A 22,081-nucleotide genomic window follows, 5' to 3' on the forward strand; every position below is an offset into this window, starting at 1 on the left:
AAGCAGAGAGGTTCGCGATGCATATGCTGTCGACACTCACCGTCCCTGACTTTCTCCCTCACCTGGTTGGCATTTTGCTGCTGTTTTTGGTCTGGCAATACCATCAAATGCAGGTTATGGCCGGCCGCATTCAGGCGTTCGACGTTCTGGATCGATCAGGTATTCGGATGTATGTCTTTGCCACCCCGCAGCACGATCAGATCTGTGACGGCTGTCGTGCGGCCAATGGCACCGTGTTTCGGCCCACTCGGGTCGCCGAAGCGGGGTTCAGTCCGCTTGAGATCCCCTGCACTCGCTCGGGGAACTGTACGGGCGCGCTGGTCGGTCTCTACGGGGCTTGGTTAGAGGCGAGAGGTGTACTGGAACGGCTGCTCGCCGAGAAGAAGCACGGCCGAGTGAAACTCTCACTTGACGAATTGCGCGGCCTCCTCAACGGCCAGTGGGAACGCTGCGTCAGTGCGGCGACCGATCGGTTGGGGGTGCATATGTTGGAGGGCATGTGCTACGAAACGATCAATCCCGACCTGTCCATCCAAAGCTATCGGTACGTCGTCGATCAAGCCCGCGAGATTCGCCATCTCCTCCTGCTCGTCCCAGCCTACTTCCGGTTGGTCGAGGTGCTGGGTCGCGCAGCGCGGTATGAAGAGGCACTCCAGACGATCGAGCAATTTGAGAGCCGGTTCCCTCGGAATAAACGCGCGCGACACTTCCCCACCGAAGCACAACGCGGGCTCATGTCGCTGAAGAAGTCGCGCCTCAAGGTGGCCGAAGCACAGCAGGCATTGACTACTCCTTTGGCCGCCGTGCTCAATTCCAGTCGCTAATGGGTGAACCAGTACATATGCCGCTTCGCCGAAAGACTGACCGTGCACCACACTCTGTCCGCAGCGTGGGAGTTCCCCGTGGCTTCGTCTCCGTTCACCCACGGGATCTAGTCGGCCGATCGTGCGATGGATCCGGAGTTGATTATGCGCTTTTCCTGAGCACTACCGTAGATCGTTCCTGACTACTCTATCGCCGGGCTTCCCCTCCTCTCGACCAATCCCGCGCGGAACACCCCCCGTTCGGTTTAGCAGCACTTCGTCAGTAACCCCGATACCAATTGAACGTACGACCCGCAGTTTAGAAATTCGAGTCCGCCCAGGCTGACCAAGCCGGTGCCTGACTCCCATTGCAAATGGTGCAACTACAGCGGTCAGGGCACTAACCGCCGGTTTCTCCAACCGTCCCAACTTACGCAAAAGACCCCGCGTCTCCCTCCAATCATCCACTGCAGGCTTTCCTGTGTTTTCTTGCCACGTTGTAAGGGCTGGTCTAGACTGCTCTTCACACCTTATGGCACGCACACGATCAGCCGAACGGTCGCGATCGAAGGCCGTTGCACTGGAAGACATCGCCCGTGCAGTGGAGCAGTTCCAAGAGCTCCTCGCATTGGTAGAAGATTTCGGACGGGAGGGCTTTCCTTACCGCGACGCAGCCAGGGCCCGCGCGGAGCTTCGACTCCGTGAATGCATCCGGCGAGCCTTCGGAGACAAGTCTCCGGAATTCCAGACGCATCGCAACTACAAACTCCTTGTCGGCAACGCACAAGAAACCAAACAGAGCCTGTCCTTCATCAAGGCACTCATGGCGGCGCTGGAAGACAAGAAACTCGAATTGCAGGGGCTCAAGCCTATCCCGCCGCCGGAACCACCGGCGCCAACACCGCCTCCAATGCCGGCTCGTCCACCGCAGATGAAGTTGGTTCCGCCGACAACTCCAACAGCCCAGGTCACGATTACCCCAGCGGCCCCCGTTGTTCCTCCACCCATGACAGTATCCGTCGCACTGACGACCAATCTTGATATGGCGGCGGCTTCGCAGGCACCACCTCCGTCAGTACAGAGCGCGCCCGCTCCACCTGCAGCGACGAAGCCTAGTGCACCAGCGCCAACACCGCCGCCTCCTCCCGCTCCCGCGATGAAACCGGCTGTCGAGGCGAAATCGGCTCCACCTCCCCAACTGCCGGAACCTCCGGCCGTCCAACCGAGTGCCAAGCAAGCCCCTGTGGCACAAACACAGGCAGCGCCTCCTCCCGTTCAACCGCCAGTCACGCAGCCCAAGGCTGAGGCTCCGCCGGCACCGGCATCCCAACCAGCACCCTCAACCGAAGCCGCTTCGAAACCCACGCCGGCTGTCTTCCTGAGCAGCCAGGAAGCGCAGGACTTCGTCAAGCACCTCTGCAATCGATTTCACGCTGTCGCGCGTCAACTACGTCTGCGCAAGGAATACCGGGCCACGCTGGATGTCGAAGACGAATTCGACGCCCAAGATCTACTGCTTGCCATGCTCCGGCTTCAGTTCGATGACGTGGAGACGGATGAATGGACCCCGGAGTACGCTGAAGGGTCGCCGCGCAAGACGTTCCTCCTCAACCATGGCCGTCTGGCCATCATCGTCAAGAAAACGCGCCCGGGCCTCACGGCAAAAGAACTTTCCGATCAAATCAAGACTGACGCGATACGCTACAGCGGTCGCAACCGGTGTGCCGCGCTCTTGTGCTTCATCTACGATCCGGAAGGTCGCATCGGGAACCCCCGCGGCCTCGAAGCCGATCTCACGAGCGTGAGCGATCAATTCACCGTCGACGTCCTCGTCACTCCCAAATGAGGTGATATGAAAAAAGCTAGATCGGCCAATGCCGTGACTCCGCTTCCGACCTCGGACAAACCCTTGCCTTCATTGACAAGGGTATCGGGGGTCCGCTACGTTGACGGCCAACCGGTGATCTCATCCATACCCTGTACCATTCACACGCCGGTCGACGGGGGAATTGTCATGGCGGATCGGGCCTATGTGATGATCAACGTGCAACCAGGCCAAACGAGCGCGGTCGCGCGAGCCCTCGCCGAGATCAAGCAGATCAAGACCATCGACCCCTGCTGGGGAAAGCCGGATATCATCGTCGTCGTCGAGGTCTCGGACCAGGATGCGCTCAGCCAATTGGTCTTGAGCAGGATTCACGCCATCCCCGGCGTCACACAGACGGACACTCACCTCGTCTACCGACTCAAGGAGGCCGCGGGCAAGTGATCCGGTCATTTCGCCTGGCAGTTCTGATATCCCTCCTCGCCTCCGCCCTGGCCTGCGCCGGTCCAGCGATGCAGCATGAACCGGACGTCATCGACGTCACACTCCCTATTCCCGCAGATCAGGTCACAACCGCGGTCGTGCAGGTGCTGACGGATGGAGGATACGACGTGGACCGGAAGGATGATCAGACGCTGACGACCGGCTATCGAGAGGAAATGCCCGGGCCGTGGGATTGGCTATTGCGTTGGCGATTCGGCACGGGACGAAGTCGCGTGGAGGCGAATGTCACACCGGCCACCGAACAGTCGGCGAGGCTCCGGCTTTCGGTACAGTACGAAGGCAAAGACGGGTTGTTCACTCGATGGGAGGATTCTCCGACAGCGCTTCCTCAGAGTGCCGAGAACCAGTTGCGGCTGATCAAGAACGCGTTGCACATTCTCTAGAGTCAGCTTCCTTCCTTCTCCCCTCCGTCGGGATCATCTCCCAATTCCAGGCCGAAGCGCTCAGCCATCCGATACAACGTCCGCCGGTCGATCCCCAGAATTTTAGCTGCTTTCACTTTATTCCCTTTGGTTTCTTTCAACACGCGAATCAAGTGACGCTTCTCGACCTCCTCCAACGTCAGACAAACCTCATCATGTTGATCGCTCCCGTCGCTCTTGTCGCTCGCCGGTGATTCCGCCTGATGCAGCGCAGCCGGCAAGTCGTCCGGCGTCAACAAGGGACCGTGGCTCAGCGAGACGGCGCGCTCAATGGCATTCTCCAGTTCCCTCACGTTGCCCGGCCAGCGGTATTGCCTCAGTAGCGCCATGGTTTCGGGGAGAAAACCTCGCACTGCGCGCGCCGACCCACCAGCGTATTTCTGCAAGAAATGATGAGCCAGCATCGGAATGTCTTCTTTTCTCTCCGTCAATGTCGGAAGGGTGATGCGGACGACGTTCAGCCGATAGTAGAGGTCGTCCCGGAATTTCCCTTCTTTGACGAATTGCTCCAGATCCCGATTGGTCGCCGCGATGATGCGCACATCGACCTTGAGAGAGCTCGTGCCGCCCACACGGCGGACTTCGTGATCCTGCATCACCCGGAGCAGTTTGACCTGAAGTGCCGGCCCTAAATCGCCGATTTCATCCAGGAACAAGGTTCCGCCGTTCGCCGCTTCAAACAGGCCGGCTTTGGTCCCCGCCGCGCCGGTGAACGCCCCTTTTTCGTAGCCGAACATCTCCGATTCCAGCAACGTATCCGGCAACGCTCCGCAGTTGACCGGAATAAACGGCTTCTCGCGCCGCGGGCTGTTGGCATGGATCGCCCGCGCAATGAGCTCCTTGCCCGTTCCACTCTCACCTTGCAACAGGACGGTGCTGCGGCCTTCGGACACACGGGCCACCAGCTTGTACACTTCCAACATCGCAGGGCTGCTGCCCACCAAAGGAGACCAGTCTTCACGCCCTTTCAGTTCGTCACGATAGCGGGCGTTTTCACGGACGAGTTGGGAGTGATCCAAGCTCCGCCGAACGACCAGTTTGATTTCTTCTTTCTTGAACGGCTTGGCGAGATAGTCGTAGGCCCCCTGCTTGATGGCTTCGATCGCTCCTTCCAGTGAGCCGAAGGACGTGAGAAGCACGATTGACGTATCCGGACTGAATCGTTTGAACTCCCGCAGCACGGTCAATCCATCGACCGTGCCCATCTTGATGTCGGTGAGCACCACGTCAACTCGGCTGCGACGGCCCCGTTCGATGGCCTCTTCACCGTTCGAGAAGGCTTCCACCTCATAGCCCTCTTTCTTTAGGGCATCGGCAAGAAGATCCCGTGCGACGGCATCGTCATCGACCACGAGAATCTTGGCAGTCTCCATGGTTTCCTTCATGCGACAGGGACTGAATCAGAGAGTAATCCCGGCAGAGAAATAGTCACGGCGGTACCCCTGCCGATGGTGCTTTCCAGCGACAACAGGCCCCCGTGCGCGACCACGATCTCCCGGCTCAAGAATAACCCTAAGCCTGTTCCGGTGCCAACCGCCTTGGTCGTAAAAAACGGCTCGAAGGCTTTTTCCACATCCTCAGGCGGCATCCCGCAGCCCGTGTCACGCACGGTGATTGTCACCATCGTCGTCATGGCATCGGCCATCCGCCTGCCGCTCTCAAGTTCTTCAGCGGACGGCGACCTGGTTCCTCCTCCGACAACGACCGATCCCGCCGTCGGAGTAGCCGCGAGCGCATTCGTCAGCAGATTCACCAGGACCTGATGAATCTTTTCCGCATCGGCCCACACGAGAGGCAACGATCCGGTCCGCTCAACCGTCAGGCCCACACCCTTTGCATGAAACGCCGGCTCCATCAGGGCGACCACCGGATGGATCACTTGCTCCACCGGAACCCAGGTCGCCTCCGGCTTTCGCTGTCTGGTCGAAGAGAGGAGGTCTTGGATGATACGGACGACCCGACCGAGTTGGTCCTCGATGACGGACACCCGTTTCTTCATATCCGGTGTCACGCCTGCTTCCTCACCCAATGCCTGCACATGCCAGGCAATCGAGTGAAGAGGCGTGCCCACTTCATGCGCCACAGAGGCAACCATCTGGCCGACAGCAGCCAACCGCTCGGATCGATTCAATTGATCCTTCACCTCGACGAGTTGGGCATTCGCCCGAAGCAAATCCTCCGTCTGGTGGGCGAGCGCCGCCCGTGCCGCCTCTTCCCGCGCCTTCCGTTCTTCCCACGTCATTCCGATGTAGGCCACAACCAGGAGAACGCCCGCGACCACGGTGCGATTGATCACAGCGGCTTGGAACCGGCCCGGTTTGGTAGGTTGCATCAAGCCGAGGTATGTTGCGGCAAGACAGGCCACGACAGTCACCAACATCAGTGTGCGACTACGCAGCGTCGCGACCAGAAGAATCGGCAACACCAGGCCGTAGGCCCCGACGATATTCGCCGGCGCCACGGCTTCCAGAACGACGATCGCGAGAAACACCGTCGCCGCAATCGCCAACACGATACGATGTTGTTTGATCATCGTGCGAGAGAGCAAATCGCAGGACGCTCAAAATGCCGTCCAGCGAGGAAGCGACGCGTACTCGGTTCCGTACGTGGTGCCTCTGAGCGATGCGAGAACGAAGCCGAACGGTTTTTCAGCGTCCTGCTAGAAGCGTCTTACATGAGAGGGCGCACTGAACGCAAGGCATCTCCCAACTGGCCGAGCTGATCGTCGCGAACCAATTCACCAACCTGAATACTGTATTTCCGCGACCAATTGGGATGGCTTTCCACGGTCCCCGGCACATTGGTTTGCGAGAGATCGCCGAATGCGTCTTCGAGATTCGCAATAACGATCCAGGACGGCGTCTTCGCAAGATACGTGTGAATCGCCCGGCAAAGCTCCGGAGTCATCATCGGAACCGTCGCACCATTCTCAGTCATCCCGTCAGGAAGCAGCCCCTCTCGCTTGAGCGCACCGAGAATTATGGTCTTTTCGCGATCACGCTCCTCCCAAGCTTTCCGGCGCGCCGCCTCATCGGCAAAGGCTCCCAGTCCCGCGCGGACTCGGAGATCCTCGCCGGACCAATAACCGGTCAACGTTGGGAGATCGTGAGTCCCCACCACCGCCAGCGCTTGAGCAGGATATTGGGCAGGGGTCTTCCAAGAACCGTCCCACGACTGCTCGAAGTAGAAGACGCAATAGGACAGAATCTTGGCGTGAGCCAGATGCTCGCGAATCCAATCGGGCACGGTGCCCAAGTCCTCACCGATCACGACGGCTTTGGCCCGGACACTTTCCAAGGCCACGATCGCCAGCAATTCCTCGAAGGGATAGTGGACATAGGCCCCGGTCCGCGCCGGCTGACCTCTCGGAATCCAGAACAGGCGGAACAACGCCATCACGTGGTCGAGACGGATCGCCCCGCCGAATCGGAGATTATTCCGTAGTATCCGGATAAACATGTCGTACCGAGTCGCACGCAAGCGATGTGGATCAATTGGCGGCAATCCCCAATTTTGCCCTTCCGGCCCCAACGCATCCGGTGGAGCCCCACAGTCGGCCCCTAAGGCAAAGATCTGTTGATACATCCAGACATCAGCTCCCGTGCGGTCGGTTCCGAGCGCCAGATCGTGATACAACCCGACCGGCATCGGAATTTGTCCCGTCTGTCGTTTCAACTCACCCAGCTGCTCGGCGGCGACCCACTGGACATATTGGTGGAAGCGGACCCGCTTCCGATGGCGGCGTCCGTACTCGCGCACCGCGACGCCGGGAGACAGCAATTGTTTCGGCCAGTCGGGCCACACGCTCGACGGCGCGCGCAGCATGCGACGTTCTTCTTCGATCGTTTGGAATGTCGCAAACAGTTCGAGCGGCTCTCCCTCGGCCTGGATGAACCGCTCCAACAACCAGGCCCGCGGGGTCTGCGGTTTAAGATCCGGCTCCTCTCCGGTATAGCCCTCCTTTAAAAATTGTCGATACGCGAGGTCCAGCATCGAGCGTTTCGCCGCCGCGATCGCTTCGTAATCAACACGTCGATCCTCGCGCCACGTCTTCAGCTTGGCTTGGAACTCCGGCGATTGGTATCGCCGTTGCGCCTCGTCGGATCCCCAAAATTCCGGCAGTCGCTCAAGGTCGATATAGAGGTCATTGAGATACAATCGGCTGACCGGGGAGTATGGGCTGATGTGATGAGGGGCCCTATTGCGCAAGGCATGGAGGGGATTGAGCCCAATCACGCTGGCGCCGAGAGTTTCACCAGCCCACGAGATAATCTTGCCAAGGTCGGTAAAATCGCCGCACCCCCAGTTACGATCGGACGAGAGTGAATAGAGTTGCAGGGCCAGTCCCCAGACCCGAAAGTGCCCCTCGAAGATCAGGGGAAGATAACAATGGCGGGGCGCAACAATCAGACGAGCAGTGGCGAGTCCTCCTCCGACAAGCCCGTCCCCACGAACCGTCATATCATAGTAGCCAAAGGAAAGACCCTCCGGCGCCGGCACATCCACACGTATATGACGCCGCCCCTCGAGAAAACGCACGTCAACCGGCGTGAGCCCAGGACCAAGGTGACCGCTCTGAACGTCGGCACCATGCTCGTCACGCACCGTCCACTGGAGTAGACTGATGGACTCCTTCCCATCATCAAGAGCGAGAGTGCAGACTAACTTGACTCCCGCCTGTCCCTCTCGAATGACGAGCACCGGCTCGCAAGCCTGACGCCACTCACGCTCCTCCCACTCCCGCAGGGCCGTCGCCAACGCTTCCTCCGAATCGACACGAAATCCCATCGCGGTGAGGATGGCGCGCTTCGTCTCATCGCTCGTGACGTGCTTGACCCCGGCGATGTCGTGATAGTCCGGCTGGATGCCCACCTGTTCGGCAAGCTGGCTCAGAAGGGAATTCCCTGTCGGATCAAACATGAAAATGAGTGTGAGTGAAGTAACAGGGCATGTCAAGGCATCCTATTGTTCTTGCAGATAAAATTTGTACAATGCCGTCATGACAGTCCACCCCCGTGCGCGCTTCGGCACCAGCTCATGGGCCTATGAAGGATGGCAAGGATTGGTCTATCAACGAACCTATCCGAAAAGTCGCTTCAGCTCCGAGACGCTCGCCGAGTATGCGAGCTACGCAGTCGAAGGCCGACCATTGTTTCAAACCGTCGGCATCGATCATTCCTTCTATCGACCGGCTGGAGCGAAGCAGCTGGCCCATTACGCCGACCAAGTCCCTAAAGACTTTCGCTTCTGTTCCAAGGTGTGGGAGCAGCTGACCGTTCCGATCTACGCAAATCTTCCCCGCTACGGCAGCAAGGCCGGGAAAGCCAATCCGAGATTTCTGGATGCCGGCGCGTTCCAGGATCTCGTACTCGCGCCGGCGCAAGAAGGTCTGGGATCGAAGCTCGGTCCCTTCATCTTTGAATTCCAGCGATGGGGCTTGGAGCCGGCCTCGCTTCTGAAGGCGCTCGATGATTTTCTCGGGAAACTCCCATCCGGTCCGCAGTATGCGACAGAAGTTCGCAACCCCGCGCTGTTGGGGCCGCGCTATCGGGACATGCTACGAACCCATGGCGTCGCCCACGTCTATAATCATTGGACTTCGATGCCTCCCCTATCCGATCAACATCGTCTATTCGAGGACCGCTTCACGGCTCCTTTCGTTGTCATTCGGCTCCTCACGCCCCTCGGCCTTGCCTACGAAAAGGCCGTGGAGCGATATAAACCCTACGACCGGATCGTCGCCGAACAACCTCGTATGAGACAAGACACGATCGCCCTGGTTCAGCACGCGATGGCATCAGGTACCTCGCCCTATGTCCTCGTCAACAATCGCGCAGAAGGTTGTGCCCCGCTGACCGTCCAAGCCCTCACCGCCGCACTCCAAAGATAATGCTCTTCGCCTCAGAGACCCTTCGCCTTACGACTCACGTGTCACGTTCTACACCTCTGAAACTGTCAGCTACGGCTACTCTGTTTGGTTCACTGAACAAAAATAAACCAGAAAGGCTAACCAGACAAGCCGCGTCGCGCGCCCCCCCTCGCCTCTTGCCTCTCGCCAGTCCCGCTAGTCTCGCCAGTCGCGCGCGTCTCGCCTCTAGAATCCAATCTGATTAACACGTAATCAAAAATGATTCAGTTGAGAAAAAGGGGGTGAGAGACTGCGCCTTTCTGTCATCGGCCAGAACTCTCGAACTCACGAAAATTACACAGCTATTAAGGATGGAGAACCGCCCAGCGAGATGATGGCCACGTGGCATATCGATTGCTGAATAGCAGGAATAGAACACGCGAAGCGGGCAAACGATCTGAACGTTCGAAGCATAAAGGAATCGCGAGAATGGACTTTGGCGTCGTGTTGATCATCGCAAACAGTCTCCTGGCCGTGTTCATCTACTTCATCTTGAACTGGCTCTGGCAAGACTAGTGACTGCTTCTTACCGTTCCTCTCCCCCGTCTCGGGGGAGAGGTGAAGGTGAGGGGGAAATCATGACGCCAAGCAAAGTCATGCGGCGAAAGACGAGGAGTCGACCATTTTGTAATTTGGCCCACGCTTGAGAGCCCGATTACCGCCTAGTTCTGGTTCGTGCCCGTCCAGAACGCCCCGGTTGCCTCATCGTCGACGCCACTGGAGCCCCGGCTCCTCCATCACAGGAGCCGCGGCTCCACCGAAAGTGCGGCCCGTCGCCGTTCCTCTCAGCGACTGTCCGGTGCGCGTTACACTCCTCTCCCCGACTGGGGGAGAGGTGAAGGTGAGGGGGTGAGGCAGAGGAAAGATCGCATGGCAAAGCGCACCGACAGCATCCGATTCGTCTTTCTGAAGCCGAGACTTCTGAAACATAGGCAACTCGAAGAACAAGACTGCAGAGCGGTGCGTTCAACCAACTCTGCGTGAGCAGAATCGACTGCTTTAGAAGGTTCGTCCTTACATCAATCGACAAGGTCAGAAGGGATGAAGATTGTCGAACACTAGCGTATGCGATTGAGGCGTGTCGGACTTGATGATGAAAGTATTTTATGGCGAAGTCGAAACTTATGAATTCGGCTCATACGAGATAATACTCGAAGCAAAATTTGATTCACCACAAGATGTGCCCAACGATGATCCATTCACTGCTGAATATAGATTAAACGATAGAGGCTTTATCCCTTAGCCGAAAGTGGTATTGCCGGTTTCTCATTAAGAAGCCTACAAGAGGGCACCATTTTGTAAGCTAACACCGCAGAAGTCCGCAATCAGATTGGCTGAACGCCGAACGGGGGGGGGCTCGAATGACATTTCAGCTGGATCATTTGACTGAACTTTGTCGTTTTGTCAATTCCCGGTGGATTGACTTCATCTCTGTGCAACAACTCGTGGGAAAACTTTCTGACAATTCATCTCTTTTTGGTTAGACCCCAACTTACCACGGAGGCGTTCATGGCTACGACCCGGCCAAACCCCAAGAGCCAGCAAAATCACGGCCACGAAAAACCAACTTGGCCTGTCGGCTATACGCCGCGTATCGTTGTGAAATTTAAAGATGAGGCGGCTCAGAAGTTTCAGATACCGTATGACGAAAGGGTAGAGCGATCTCCGGATCAATATCTGGGTCCAAATTGGAGCCAACTCGCAGCACATTTCCCAGGCATTACACTTCAGAGGCTTATCACCTCACTAACTCCAGATCGAATCCGTGGGTTGGTTGAACGGGGTCAAAGAAGAAGGCCTGATTACACGTTCCCAAATTTCTCGACCTACTTTGCATTCCAGTGTCCCTCAAACGTCGATCCCTATTCGGTCTTAGAAGCGGTGAAGTCCTGGCAAATCGTTGAGCTTGCTTATGTCGAAAGCCCGCCCTTACCTCCTCCTAACCTCACTCTCAATCCGTTGGAAAACCCTAGTATGTCCGGACAACAGACATACCTCTGCGCGGCTCCCAGAGGGATTGACGCACAATATGCATGGACATTCACTGGAGGCGACGGGGGCGGCTCTTCCGTCGGTCTCCAATTTATCGATATGGAGCAAGGGTGGATTCTGGACCATCAGGACTTGCCATCAGGAATTCAGATCATTTGCGGCTACAACCGGCTATTCTTTGGTCACGGGACCGGTACTCTCGGTATCGTACTTGCGGTGCCCAACAATGTGGAAACAGCTGGAACGACGTCTATAAATACCAAGGTTGGGGTCACTCCCAATGTAAGCACAAACATGGTGACGTCTATGTGGCCGGACGCGACTAGCCAATACGTCAATAGGGTTAATGCCATTTTGGCGGCCGTCGCGGCGGCAAAGCCTGGCGATGTGATTCTGCTGGAGGACCACGTCTGGGCATATGGGTCGTATAGTGGCATCCCGAGTGGCACAGGGTGGTATCGCGTACCAATAGAAGTGGAGGATGCAAACTGGAACGCGATTAAAATGGCTACCGCAAATGACATTATAGTTATCGAGGCAGCAGGCAATGGAGGTATTGACCTCGACCTATTCACCCCCGCTGGCACTTACTACTCGGCGCAGGAGAACTCTAATGTAACCACTTCCAACTGGGGAAAGGATTCCGGAGCCATCATGGTTGCGGCAGCTGACTCATCTACCCATAGCCGAGGGTTAGACAGCAACTATGGAAGCAAGGTGACCTGCTGGGCGTGGGACAACAACGTCTGGACCACTGGATATGATGATGATTACCCACCGCCGGCTGATGTTAGCACGAGCGATTTCGCTTTCTCGGGAACGTCCGGAGCTGCCGCCATTGTTGCAGGAGCTTCGATGGCGATTCAGGGAATCGCGCAGGCACACAAAAAAGGCGATCTATCAAACTACCGCTTCTCGCCGGACGCCTTGCGTCAATTCCTCATAGATCCATCCCACATCTACAACGGGACGCCCTCCAAGCCGGGACCTTCGTCACCGGGGGGAGCTGCCGATAAGATCGGCTTGATGCCAAATTTGAGAGGAATCATTAATCAAGGATTAGGCCTTAAGCATCCTGTCTGGGATATTTCAGAGATAGTAGGGTCCCTTCCCAACGAACCTATGGCTCCCCCCTGATCCAGGACCCGACGGAGTGAAACATGGGACAGGACATACACTGAAGTAGTGGCTTTCGTCGCAAACCTTGAAGTCCTTAAAGAGATATTGTTCGAAGAACCACGAAGCTGAGTGCAATGTGTGCGAGGAAGTCAGACCAACAAAAGGAGGGCAGAGATGACGGAACGAGAGGGCTTGTCGCGAGTGCGTATCCACCGACTGTTCATTGTTTTGCTTTTTGCGACCCTTGTGGGGGGGTGCATTACGGTCCAGTGCCCAAATTGTCAGGCACCTTGTCCACCATCTCAAAACGGTGGACCACCGGGATCATGCAACGGGATTTCAATTACTCAACGAACGGTGCCCGGGTGTACCAACCCCGCCGGCTCTGTTTGTCCGAAGGAAGGCCTGGGGTGTAGTGCTACCGGTCATTGCACAACAGTTCATGATCAAAATGATCCAACACTGTGTCTTTGTCGTTGTCTATGAGGACAAACGTTGCATAGCACAAGCTACCGCTCAACCGAGCCGGATGTGACGCTATATCTGGCTCGGTACGGTTCAACCGTCAGAACTAAACAGTTGTACTTTGGCGAGAAGTCTCGGCAGGCAGCAGGAAGAGGGAGACCAAAAGGCCTCGCGTAAAGATCCTTCATCGCAACGCAGGGAGGATTCATGATGAGAGATACGATGCTGAATAAAAGAGCGCCGTTCGTCCCTCTCCTCTGTGTCGTCCTCCTACTCTTCAGTGTTGTTTTCTTATCATCTCCCAGCCTTCGAAGTGCCATTGCCGCACCCCCCCCCGTCACCACCGCTATCACTGGGAACACCGTCACGGGAAACTTCAGCACGCAGATCCTACCGCCGCCACCAGGTGGAAAAATCTATGGCATTCAGGGTGGCCAAACGGTCGGCAGCAATCTCTTTCATAGTTTCGCTCAATTCAATGTCGGTCCTGGGGATGTCGCCCAGTTTCAGACATCGAACCTTAGCCAAAATACGGTGATCAGCAACATCCTGGGCCGAATCAATGGTCAGCAAAGTCCGTCCAGTATCTTCGGCACGATCGACAGTGCCACCTACTATCCTGCCGCGAACCTGTTCCTGATGAACCCCTACGGTTTTCTGTTTGGACCCAAAGCGACGGTGAACGTGGGCGGGATGGTGGCCTTTTCCGGTGGGGACTATCTGCGGCTGCAAGGAAACGGCGGGAACGGGATTTTCTATGCCGACGCGGCACAGACGAGTCTATTGACGAGCGCGCCGGTTGCTGCCTTCGGCTTCCTGGGGTCGAATCCGGGAGCGATCACCGTTCAAGGCAGTCAATTGTCCGTCGCACCGGGGCAGAGCCTCTCCCTGGTCGGCGGAAACATAACGATTCAGTCCGGCGCGCTCGACAATGGAACGGTCCAGTCAGCGAAAGTTTCGGCAAAGGGTGGGCAGATCAATCTTGTCAGCGTTGCGTCGCCGGGAGAAGTGCTCTATCCCAGCCTTCAAACAGGACCGAATGTTAATGGGCAATCCTTTAGCAACATGGGGAACATCGCCTTATCACAAGGGTCGGTGCTCGACGTTTCCGCTGATGCCGCCGGGACAATCAGCATCCATGGGGGCCAATTGGTAATAACAGACGGAATGCTGTTGGCTGATACTGGCAATACCAACGGGGCACAAGTTGCGATTGACATCAACGTGACTGGCAATCTGTCCATCTCTGACACACGCGGGGTTCCAGCCATTACCGCACGAACATTCGGGAGTGGCGATGCGGGGGAAATAAAGATTACTTCCGGCAACCTGACGGCGACATCGAGTTTCTCAGACCCAACTTTCAATCCCTTTACCCTGATCGACTCCCATACCGAGGGCACCGGAAAAGGCGGGAACGTGACGATCACCGCGACGGGGGCTCTCCAGTCCTCCGGTCCCCAGGACCTAGGTTTCGCTTTTACGCTCATCGATAGCGGCACCGCAGGCCCCGGACACGGCGGGAACGTGACGATTACGGCACAGAACATTCAATTGGATTCGACGAATATAAGCACAGGGGATTATGTTGCTCGTAACATCCTTCTGGACTCCAGTGGTGTCAGCGGGTCGGCAGGAAATCTGACGATCACCGCAAACAGTCTAAGATTGAACAACTCAAACTTTACTACTGAGGCATTTGCGGCTTTTCCTCAACTGACCCAGCAGGGTGGCGATATTACTCTCAATGTTGGTGATATCAATATGCTCAATAGCCAAATTAGTTTAGACGGCATCGCACGCAGCGGTGCACTCACCATCAACGCGAATACCCTTCACACCGACTTTACGTTCTTTGAAACCGCCACGGTGTCTGGGCCGGGAGGAGGAATCACCGTCAACGCTCGGTCGGTCGAGTTGATCAATGGAAGCGCCTTCCTCAGTAGCACGCAGGGAGATGGCAACGCGGGGGATATTCATATTACTGCTACCGATCACATAAGCCTTCTGGGTGACGTAGGAACCAACCCTCTTGCCGTCTTTCAACCAAGCGGATTGTTTAGTAACTCGTCGGGAGATGCTGGCAGTCAAGGGAATGCAGGCAATATCTTTGTCACTACCCCGAGCTTGAACATGGTCGGTGGCCGGATCAACACGGTGACACAGACCAGCGGACACGGTGGTAATGTCACCATCACCGTACCGGGTTCAATCTCGATGTCCGGCGAATTTTTATCGAGTGCCTCGGAGGTACCTTCCATTTTTGATATCGGCCCTCTCGCCCCGAGCGGAATCGTGACTTCAACGATTGGTGGTGCGTGTTCGGGCCCCTGTGGCAACGCCGGAAATATTTCGGTCACGACCGGGTCTCTGAGTATTCAGAACGGCGGGCGTATTGACAGCGGCACCGGGAGCACGGGCCTGGGAGGTAACGTCACCATCGCTGCAGCAAATACGATCTCATTGTCCGGAACCTTACTTGATGGGACCCCGGTCGGGATATTCAGCCGATCAATCGGCACCACCCCCGACGCAGGCACAGGCGGCAATATATCTCTTACAGCTGGGCAATCTGTGGCAATCTCGAATGGCGCGTCCGTCTCAGCCAGCAGCATCGGCCCCGGTGCCACGGGCAACATTCAGATCAATGCCGGCAATCAATTCACGATGATGAACAGCACGGTCACGACGGAGGCCAGCCAGTCGCGCGGCGGCACGATCAAGATATCGACGAATCCCAACGGCACGGTGCAACTCATCGATAGTAAGATCAGCGCGTCGGTCCTCGATGGCACGGGCGGGGGGGGGAGCGTAAGCATCGATCCGCAGTTCGTCCTCCTCCAGAACAGTCAGATCCTGGCCAATGCCGTCTTTGGACCGGGTGGAAATATCTTCATCACGACCAATCTCCTATTGCCGGATTCGACCAGTGTCATCTCAGCCTCGTCGCAATTTGGCGAGAACGGCACAATCACGATTCAATCGCCGATCGCGCCGGCGAGCGGCAAGATCCTGCCGTTGCCACAGAAACCGCTGATCGCGACGACGTTGCTCAGTCAGCGCTGCGCGGCCCTCGCGGGCGGGAACTACAGCAGCTTTACCGTCGCAGGGCGGGACAGTCTCCCCGCTGAACCGGCTGGCTGGCTCTCGAGTCCGCTCACAGCCTTGGGGGAAGGCACGGGGCGAGGGGCGAGGGGCGAGAGGGTGGATGCGAACACGCCGGGCGCGGGCGAGGAACCAGAGACGAGAGGCGAGGGGGAGGGTTTGTCTGGTTTAGTACGTTTGTCTGGCTCATCTGGTTCATCGGACCAGCAGCACGAAACAAACCAAACAAACGAGCATCCCGTTGTGTCGTTGCGGAGGATTGCCCCGCCGGGGTTCTTAACCCAGAGCTTCGCCGCGGACTGGTCCGCAGGCTGCGCTTCATGACCCATCGCCTCGGGAGGCCCGCGCTTCTCTGTGCCACTCGGTTTACTCGCCAACTTCTGTTTTGCATCGGCCTCGCCTTCATTACCGTCCTGACAGACACTTCAGCTTTTCCGCAGACGGTGATCGATCCGACTGGACGATCCGGGCAACCGCCCGGACCCTTGAAGGAAGAGTTTCAACGGCCCCAGCCGCCTCCGAGCCCCGTGCTCCCGATCGTTCCGCTTCCTCCTGAGGGCGAAGCGGAGAAACGGCCGGGCGCCGTGCGGGTCTTCGTGCATGACATTCACGTAGTCGGCAGCACCGTGTTTACTGATGCCGAGATCAACGAAGTCATGGCCCCGTTTAAGAACCGCGAGCTGGTGACCGAAGATCTCGAGCGGCTCCGGCTCTCCCTCACCCTACTCTATCTCAATAAAGGCTACCTGACCTCGGGCGCAATCATCCCCGATCAGGACGTCACGTTCGGCGTCATCAAGATCCAAATCATCGAAGGGAAGTTGACGCGGATCGACATCGAAGGCAACAAGTGGTTCAATTCCTCCTACTTGCGCAATCGTTTGGAACTCGGCGTCCGCACACCGGTGACGTTTCCCCCGATCGAGGAGCAGATGCAACTGTTACAGCAGGATCGACGCATCGAGCGCGTGACCGCGGAGCTGCGACCCGGTGATGCGCCGGGGGAGGCTACGCTGGACGTGAAGGTCGCGGACAAAAATCCGTTTCATGCCGGGATGGAGGTCAACAACTATCAGTCGCCGCTGGTCGGCGAGATGCGCGGAATCGGCACGCTGACCCACGACAACCTGACGGGTCATGGCGATCCGCTGAGCGTCAGCTATGGCCAATCGAGCGGCGCGTTCCCGATCGTCTACGGTTCGTATGAGCTGCCGCTCAACCGCTATGGGACGACGTTTTCACCGTACTACAGGCGCTACGACTTCAAACTGATTGAATCGCCGTTCGATCCGTTGGGCATCAAGACCAATACCGAGATCATCGGCATGAGTCTTCGCCATCCGATCTATCGCACTGTCAACGACGAAGTTGCTCTCTCGATCATCGGCGAGCATCTGTTTACTCAAAGTTTTATCTTCGGCGATGTTCCATTTAGCTCCTTCCCGGGATTTCAGAACGGCGCAGCCACGGTGTCCGCCCTCCGTTTCGCACAGGACTGGACCCATCGGACGATTGATACAGTTGTCGCCCTGCGCTCGCGATTCAGTGTCGGCTTGAACGTACTGGGCGCGACGATCAATTCTAATTCCGACACGCCGGACGGGCAGTTCTTCTCATGGTTGGGCCAGGCGCAGGCGATTCAGCAATTTGGCGAGAAACTTCTCGGCATGCAGCTGCTCAGTCGCATGGACCTGCAGGTCACCAACTCGCCGCTGTTCCCGCTCGAGCAAGTCGCGCTCGGTGGGCGATACACGGTGCGAGGCTACCGAGAGGTGACGATCTTACGGGATAATGCGTTCATTGCCTCAGTGGAGTCGCGCTTCCCATTAATTCGCTTTGCAAGCGGCGAACCGATGATCCAGTTCGCCCCCTTTGCGGATGTCGCCCATGGGTGGAATATCGGTGCCAATCGGCCCTCCCCCGTGGCTCCCGTCACGACCTTCCCCGACACCTTGGCAAGCGTAGGTCTAGGGCTTCGATGGAATATTCTCCCGAAAGATCGCGCGAGTTTCGAAGTGTATTGGGGCCAGCAACTCAATCACGTCACGTTCAATCAGAACACACTCCAGGATCATGGAGTTCATATCGGTTTTGTGGCCAACCTGTTCTAATGGAATCGGGGGGGGAGAACCTCGATTTGAAGAATTTCTTAGTTTTGGAGCGAGCATGGAAGATCGATTCAGAAAAGAGGAGCGGTCCACCTCCCCCTTTCCCCCTCCTTAATAAGGAGGGGTTAGGGGAAGTGGGTCGAACAAGTTCCGTTTGGCACACGACATGCACAATTCTCACCGTATGATTATGACAACGAATCTAAGCCGACTCTTTCTCATATTCATCGTGGCAGCCGGTTTGATGCTGACGAGAACGTCAGGAACGGTTGGTGCGGTCGAGCCCTCTCCCGATACGTTGATGAAGCAGGGACTTCAAGCGTATCAGCGGGGGGCGTTTGAGCAGGCGCTTGCTGCGTGGAAACAGGCAGCCGGGCTCTACGAACAAGCCGGCAAAGTCAGGGAACAGAGCCAGGCACTGGTGCAGGCCGCTCACGCTTCCGAATCCATCGGACAGGTGAGTCAGGCGCTGCAGGAACTGGAAGTGGCATTGGCCCTTGCTCAGCAAACCCAGGATCGCGCATGGATCGCCACCGTGCTGGAGAATCTCGGACGCACTTACCTGGCGGCCCGACAGCCGGAGGCAGCGACGCAGCATTTGACACAGGCCTTGGAGATGGCCACCGCCGAGGGAAATCCGAGTTTGATTGCCGCAATCCAGAACGACCTCGGCCTTGCCCAGGTTTCCCGGCACCAGGACACCGAGGCATTGGCTTCGTTCACCGCCAGTGCGCAAGGCGCCATCGCAGCGGGCGAACGGCCGCTGGCCGTCCGCGCGCAAGTCAACGCGGCCCGAGTCTCGCTCAAGTTGGACCAACCGGATGCCGCACGGAACTGGCTGGATCAGGCCCTCAATGGACTGAAAGACTTCGAGCCGTCGCATGATAAGGCGACCGGTTTAATCCAGCTCGGATTGGGCTACCAACAACTCTTGCCGGCAATGGAGACCCTCCATGCGCCTTTGCTCTTGCGCGCGGCCGGCGCCTTTGTGGAAGCAGACACGGTGGCGCGGAAGATCGGAGACACACGGACGCTTTCTTATGCTGAAGGGTATCTCGGCCACCTTTACGAGACCGAACATCGCAACGACGAAGCCCTGCAACTGACGAGACGAGCCGTGTTCACCGCTCAGTCGGCCAACGCGCCGGAGTCGCTCTACCGCTGGCAGTGGCAGTTGGGGCGTTTGCTCGCCGCAACCGGGAAATTGGACGAGTCCCTCGCTGCCTACAACTACGCCATCGAGACGCTGCGTCCCATCCGGATGGAAGTCGCCTCAGCCTTGTCGACCGGCTCTCTCTCCGGAGAAGAATCGGTGCGCTCCCTCTTCTTTGAGCTGGCCGATCTGTTGCTGCACCGGGCCTCGCTCACGCCGGATGCGAAAGTGGCCGAAGACTACCTGCGCCGCGCGCGCGATGCAATCGAATCGTACAAGGCCGCGGAGCTGCGGGATTACTTCCGCGATGAGTGTGTGGATGCGCTCCAGGCAAGGCTCACGAAACTCGACACGGTGTCGCCAACCACAGCGGTGATTTACCCCATCGTGTTTGCCGATCGGACGGAGCTGCTGGTCAGTCTCCCCACCGGCCTTCAGCGTATCTCTGTTCCCGTCACGGCGCCTGAGCTGACAAAAGAAGTCCGCATATTTCGAAAGCTGGTAGAGAAACGGACGACCCGTGAATATCTCCCCCATGCGCAGCAACTCTATGACTGGTTGATTCACCCCCTTGAATCGGAATTGATACGGCAGAAGATCGAAACTCTCGTGTTCGTCCCCGACGGAGTGCTCCGCACAATCCCCTTCTCCGCCCTGCATAATGGGACCTCGTTCCTCATCCAGAAGTATGCGGTTACCATGACACCCGGGCTCTACCTGACCGACCCAAGACCGCTAGATCGTGAGAAAATTCGCTTCCTTGCGGGCGGTCTTACGAAATCGGTCCAGGGTTTTCCTTCCTTGCCCTACGTCGCAGAAGAGATGGATACGGTCCGCTCGCTCTATCAAGCCGACCAATTACTGAACCAGGATTTTCGGACCCCTCTCCTGGAACAGGAATTGCGTGAGAGCCGGTATGGGATTCTCCATATCGCCACGCACGGGAAGTTTTCAACCGATGCGAATGACTCGTTCCTCCTGACGTTCGACGGGAAGCTTACGATGAGCAAACTCGATAGTTTGATTGGACTGTTCAGGTTCCGGCAAGATCCGCTCGAATTGTTGACCTTGAGCGCCTGTCAAACTGCCGTCGGGGATGATCGAGCCGCTCTGGGCTTGGCTGGCGTGGCGATCAAGGCCGGAGCACGCAGCGCGCTCGCGACGCTCTGGTTTATCAATGACGAGGCATCGGCTGCGTTGATCGGCGAGTTTTACCGGCAACTGCGCGATCCAGCCATATCGAAAGCGACCGCGCTTCAGCGCGCGCAGCAAAAACTTCTGGGCGATCGGGTCTATGAACATCCGGCCTATTGGTCGCCGTTTCTGTTGTTGAACAACTGGCTATGATTCACCGAATCACTATGCTACCGTTCGCGCGACATTCTTCGGTTGAGTCTGGCAAGGAGGGCGCCGTGAAAACATTCGTGGGGCTCATGCTGATGGTGGGAACCGGCTTGACATTGGTGTGGTCCGGAAGCGGTCCGATTGACGCCGTGGCAGAGCAGTCGGTCGTGTCACCGGATGATCCCTCGAAACCACTCTATGTCCCGCCTAAGAAGTATGCACCGCGCGCCCGTGTAGGCGGCGAATTGCGCGGAACGGATGAGAGCGATCCTGAGATCGCAGCCCTAGTGCCCGATCACGTGGCATTGACGGCTAAAAAAACCCCTTCGCTGAACTGGTATCTTTCAAAACCGACGAAACATCAAATTCGCTTCACGTTCGTCGACAGCCGGATCATCAAACCGATGTATGAGGCCCCTATTTCTACGCCAGGAGATGCCGGCATTTATACGATCAACCTCAAAGATTTGGGACTGAACCTGGAGCCGGACGTGCAATACCGGTGGTACGTCTCCGTGGTGCGAGACTCCAACTCGCACGCATCGGAGTTGGTAGCAGGTGGTGTGATCGAGCGGTGCGATTTATCCGCGTGTTTCGATCCCGTCCTGACCTGCGACAACCATCAAAACGTATTAGACAACGCGCGCCGAGGATTTTGGTACGACGCGATGTCGTGCGTCTGCAGCCTCATCGACAAGAACCCCGGTGACCCGGGCTTGCGAAGAATTCGCGCTCACCTGCTGAAGGAGGTTGGCCTTCATGGAGTAGCGGAGTGGGACCTTCGAATGATCCAATCCGCGCTTCACTAATTGCTGTGCTGACAGCAGTCAGTTGGTTTGCTGTGCTCGCTTCCCTTGATCCGCAGATCAGCCGGCCATCTTGCTGACCTGATTCATTCCTACAAACGTGGGTCCAAAGGCGCTTTGCACGGTCCGGCCGGGGTTAATCAATTCCGATCCACCACGAATCTATTTCGATTCATCAAAACCCATCCTATCTCTCTCCATCGCAATTCCTTATCTCATATTATTGGCGTGGGAACTTCTATTTGCGCGACGTTTTGGGCAGATGGCGGGTCGACACGAACTGGCATACGCTTTGCTGATCTCTTATGCGTGGACGCCCTCGCAATCCCGTGGGTATTCATTGGGCGTAGAGAGAGGGAGGGACCCGATGACTCAGGAGCTGATTCTTGGAGCGCTGCTCATTGGGATCATAGGGCTGATTTGGGCCTTAACGTGTGCGATCGTTGGTGAGGATCACCGTACGGACACTACTCGCGAAGACAAGCCCATGATTGCGCCTGCTGAATCCCGGCGGGTTTGAGGGCACC

General features: G+C 57.2%; 14 protein-coding genes. 11 read left to right on the forward strand and 3 right to left on the reverse strand.

All coding sequences use genetic code 11. The features are described 5' to 3' along the window. Positions 1 to 23 precede the first annotated feature (23 nt). From VEI50_01955 to VEI50_01970, 4 genes are all read left to right on the forward strand, one after another. On the forward strand, positions 24 to 824 hold the full coding sequence (locus VEI50_01955) for a hypothetical protein (protein HXX73870.1): 801 nt from the start codon (positions 24 to 26) through the stop codon (positions 822 to 824). 511 nt (positions 825 to 1,335) lie between these two features. Beyond that, complete coding sequence (locus VEI50_01960; GenBank protein HXX73871.1) at positions 1,336 to 2,649, forward strand: hypothetical protein; 1,314 nt, start codon at positions 1,336 to 1,338, stop codon at positions 2,647 to 2,649. 6 nt (positions 2,650 to 2,655) lie between these two features. Continuing rightward, the gene (locus tag VEI50_01965; GenBank protein ID HXX73872.1) at positions 2,656 to 3,072 is read left to right on the forward strand and encodes an Lrp/AsnC ligand binding domain-containing protein; all 417 of its coding nucleotides are present in this window, start codon (positions 2,656 to 2,658) and stop codon (positions 3,070 to 3,072) included. After that, complete coding sequence (locus VEI50_01970; protein HXX73873.1) at positions 3,069 to 3,515, forward strand: hypothetical protein; 447 nt, start codon at positions 3,069 to 3,071, stop codon at positions 3,513 to 3,515. The genes VEI50_01965 and VEI50_01970 overlap by 4 nt, the downstream gene beginning before the upstream one ends. A 2-nt stretch (positions 3,516 to 3,517) precedes the next feature. Here the strand turns inward: VEI50_01970 and VEI50_01975 are convergent, their stop codons facing one another. The 3 genes from VEI50_01975 to malQ form a co-directional block, all read right to left on the reverse strand. Then, a complete protein-coding gene (locus VEI50_01975; GenBank protein HXX73874.1) occupies positions 3,518 to 4,939 on the reverse strand; it encodes a sigma-54 dependent transcriptional regulator in 1,422 nt (473 codons plus the stop codon). After that, the gene (locus VEI50_01980) at positions 4,936 to 6,087 is read right to left on the reverse strand and encodes an ATP-binding protein (GenBank protein ID HXX73875.1); all 1,152 of its coding nucleotides are present in this window, start codon (positions 6,085 to 6,087) and stop codon (positions 4,936 to 4,938) included. Before VEI50_01980 ends, VEI50_01975 begins: the two co-directional genes overlap by 4 nt. 137 nt (positions 6,088 to 6,224) lie before the next feature. Beyond that, on the reverse strand, positions 6,225 to 8,474 hold the full coding sequence (malQ, locus tag VEI50_01985; GenBank protein HXX73876.1) for a 4-alpha-glucanotransferase: 2,250 nt from the start codon (positions 8,472 to 8,474) through the stop codon (positions 6,225 to 6,227). 79 nt (positions 8,475 to 8,553) lie between these two features. On the opposite strand from malQ, the gene VEI50_01990 reads away from it, so the two are divergent. The 7 genes from VEI50_01990 to VEI50_02020 all read left to right on the forward strand — a co-directional run bounded on the left by VEI50_01990 (position 8,554) and on the right by VEI50_02020 (position 21,557). After that, a complete protein-coding gene (locus VEI50_01990) occupies positions 8,554 to 9,444 on the forward strand; it encodes a DUF72 domain-containing protein (protein ID HXX73877.1) in 891 nt (296 codons plus the stop codon). 360 nt (positions 9,445 to 9,804) lie between these two features. After that, positions 9,805 to 9,978, forward strand: coding sequence for a hypothetical protein (locus tag VEI50_01995; protein HXX73878.1), 174 nt, complete (start codon positions 9,805 to 9,807; stop codon positions 9,976 to 9,978). Positions 9,979 to 10,971: 993 nt separating this feature from the next. Continuing rightward, on the forward strand, positions 10,972 to 12,591 hold the full coding sequence (locus VEI50_02000; GenBank protein ID HXX73879.1) for a S8 family serine peptidase: 1,620 nt from the start codon (positions 10,972 to 10,974) through the stop codon (positions 12,589 to 12,591). 654 nt (positions 12,592 to 13,245) lie between these two features. Then, a complete protein-coding gene (locus VEI50_02005) occupies positions 13,246 to 16,467 on the forward strand; it encodes a filamentous hemagglutinin N-terminal domain-containing protein (GenBank protein ID HXX73880.1) in 3,222 nt (1,073 codons plus the stop codon). Continuing rightward, the gene (locus VEI50_02010) at positions 16,464 to 18,254 is read left to right on the forward strand and encodes a ShlB/FhaC/HecB family hemolysin secretion/activation protein (GenBank protein HXX73881.1); all 1,791 of its coding nucleotides are present in this window, start codon (positions 16,464 to 16,466) and stop codon (positions 18,252 to 18,254) included. The genes VEI50_02005 and VEI50_02010 overlap by 4 nt, the downstream gene beginning before the upstream one ends. Positions 18,255 to 18,435: 181 nt before the next feature. After that, positions 18,436 to 20,751, forward strand: a complete 2,316-nt coding sequence (locus tag VEI50_02015) for a CHAT domain-containing protein (protein ID HXX73882.1) — start codon at positions 18,436 to 18,438, stop codon at positions 20,749 to 20,751. Positions 20,752 to 20,816: 65 nt separating this feature from the next. Next, positions 20,817 to 21,557: a DUF928 domain-containing protein gene (locus VEI50_02020; GenBank protein HXX73883.1), complete on the forward strand. Its 741-nt coding sequence runs from the start codon at positions 20,817 to 20,819 to the stop codon at positions 21,555 to 21,557. The last annotated feature ends 524 nt before the right edge of the window (positions 21,558 to 22,081 follow it).

This window comes from Nitrospiraceae bacterium (assembly GCA_035623075.1).
Classification (GTDB): Bacteria; Nitrospirota; Nitrospiria; order Nitrospirales; family Nitrospiraceae; genus DASPUC01.

Coding starts and splice junctions, on each gene's coding strand:
- VEI50_01955 (HXX73870.1), top strand. CDS start 24: ATGCTGTCGACACTCACCGTCCCTGACTTTCTCCCTCACCTGGTTGGC.
- VEI50_01960 (HXX73871.1), top strand. CDS start 1,336: ATGGCACGCACACGATCAGCCGAACGGTCGCGATCGAAGGCCGTTGCA.
- VEI50_01965 (HXX73872.1), top strand. CDS start 2,656: ATGAAAAAAGCTAGATCGGCCAATGCCGTGACTCCGCTTCCGACCTCG.
- VEI50_01975 (HXX73874.1), bottom strand. CDS start 4,939: ATGAAGGAAACCATGGAGACTGCCAAGATTCTCGTGGTCGATGACGAT.
- VEI50_01980 (HXX73875.1), bottom strand. CDS start 6,087: ATGATCAAACAACATCGTATCGTGTTGGCGATTGCGGCGACGGTGTTT.
- malQ (HXX73876.1), bottom strand. CDS start 8,474: ATGTTTGATCCGACAGGGAATTCCCTTCTGAGCCAGCTTGCCGAACAG.
- VEI50_01990 (HXX73877.1), top strand. CDS start 8,554: ATGACAGTCCACCCCCGTGCGCGCTTCGGCACCAGCTCATGGGCCTAT.
- VEI50_02000 (HXX73879.1), top strand. CDS start 10,972: ATGGCTACGACCCGGCCAAACCCCAAGAGCCAGCAAAATCACGGCCAC.
- VEI50_02005 (HXX73880.1), top strand. CDS start 13,246: ATGATGAGAGATACGATGCTGAATAAAAGAGCGCCGTTCGTCCCTCTC.
- VEI50_02010 (HXX73881.1), top strand. CDS start 16,464: ATGACCCATCGCCTCGGGAGGCCCGCGCTTCTCTGTGCCACTCGGTTT.
- VEI50_02015 (HXX73882.1), top strand. CDS start 18,436: ATGATTATGACAACGAATCTAAGCCGACTCTTTCTCATATTCATCGTG.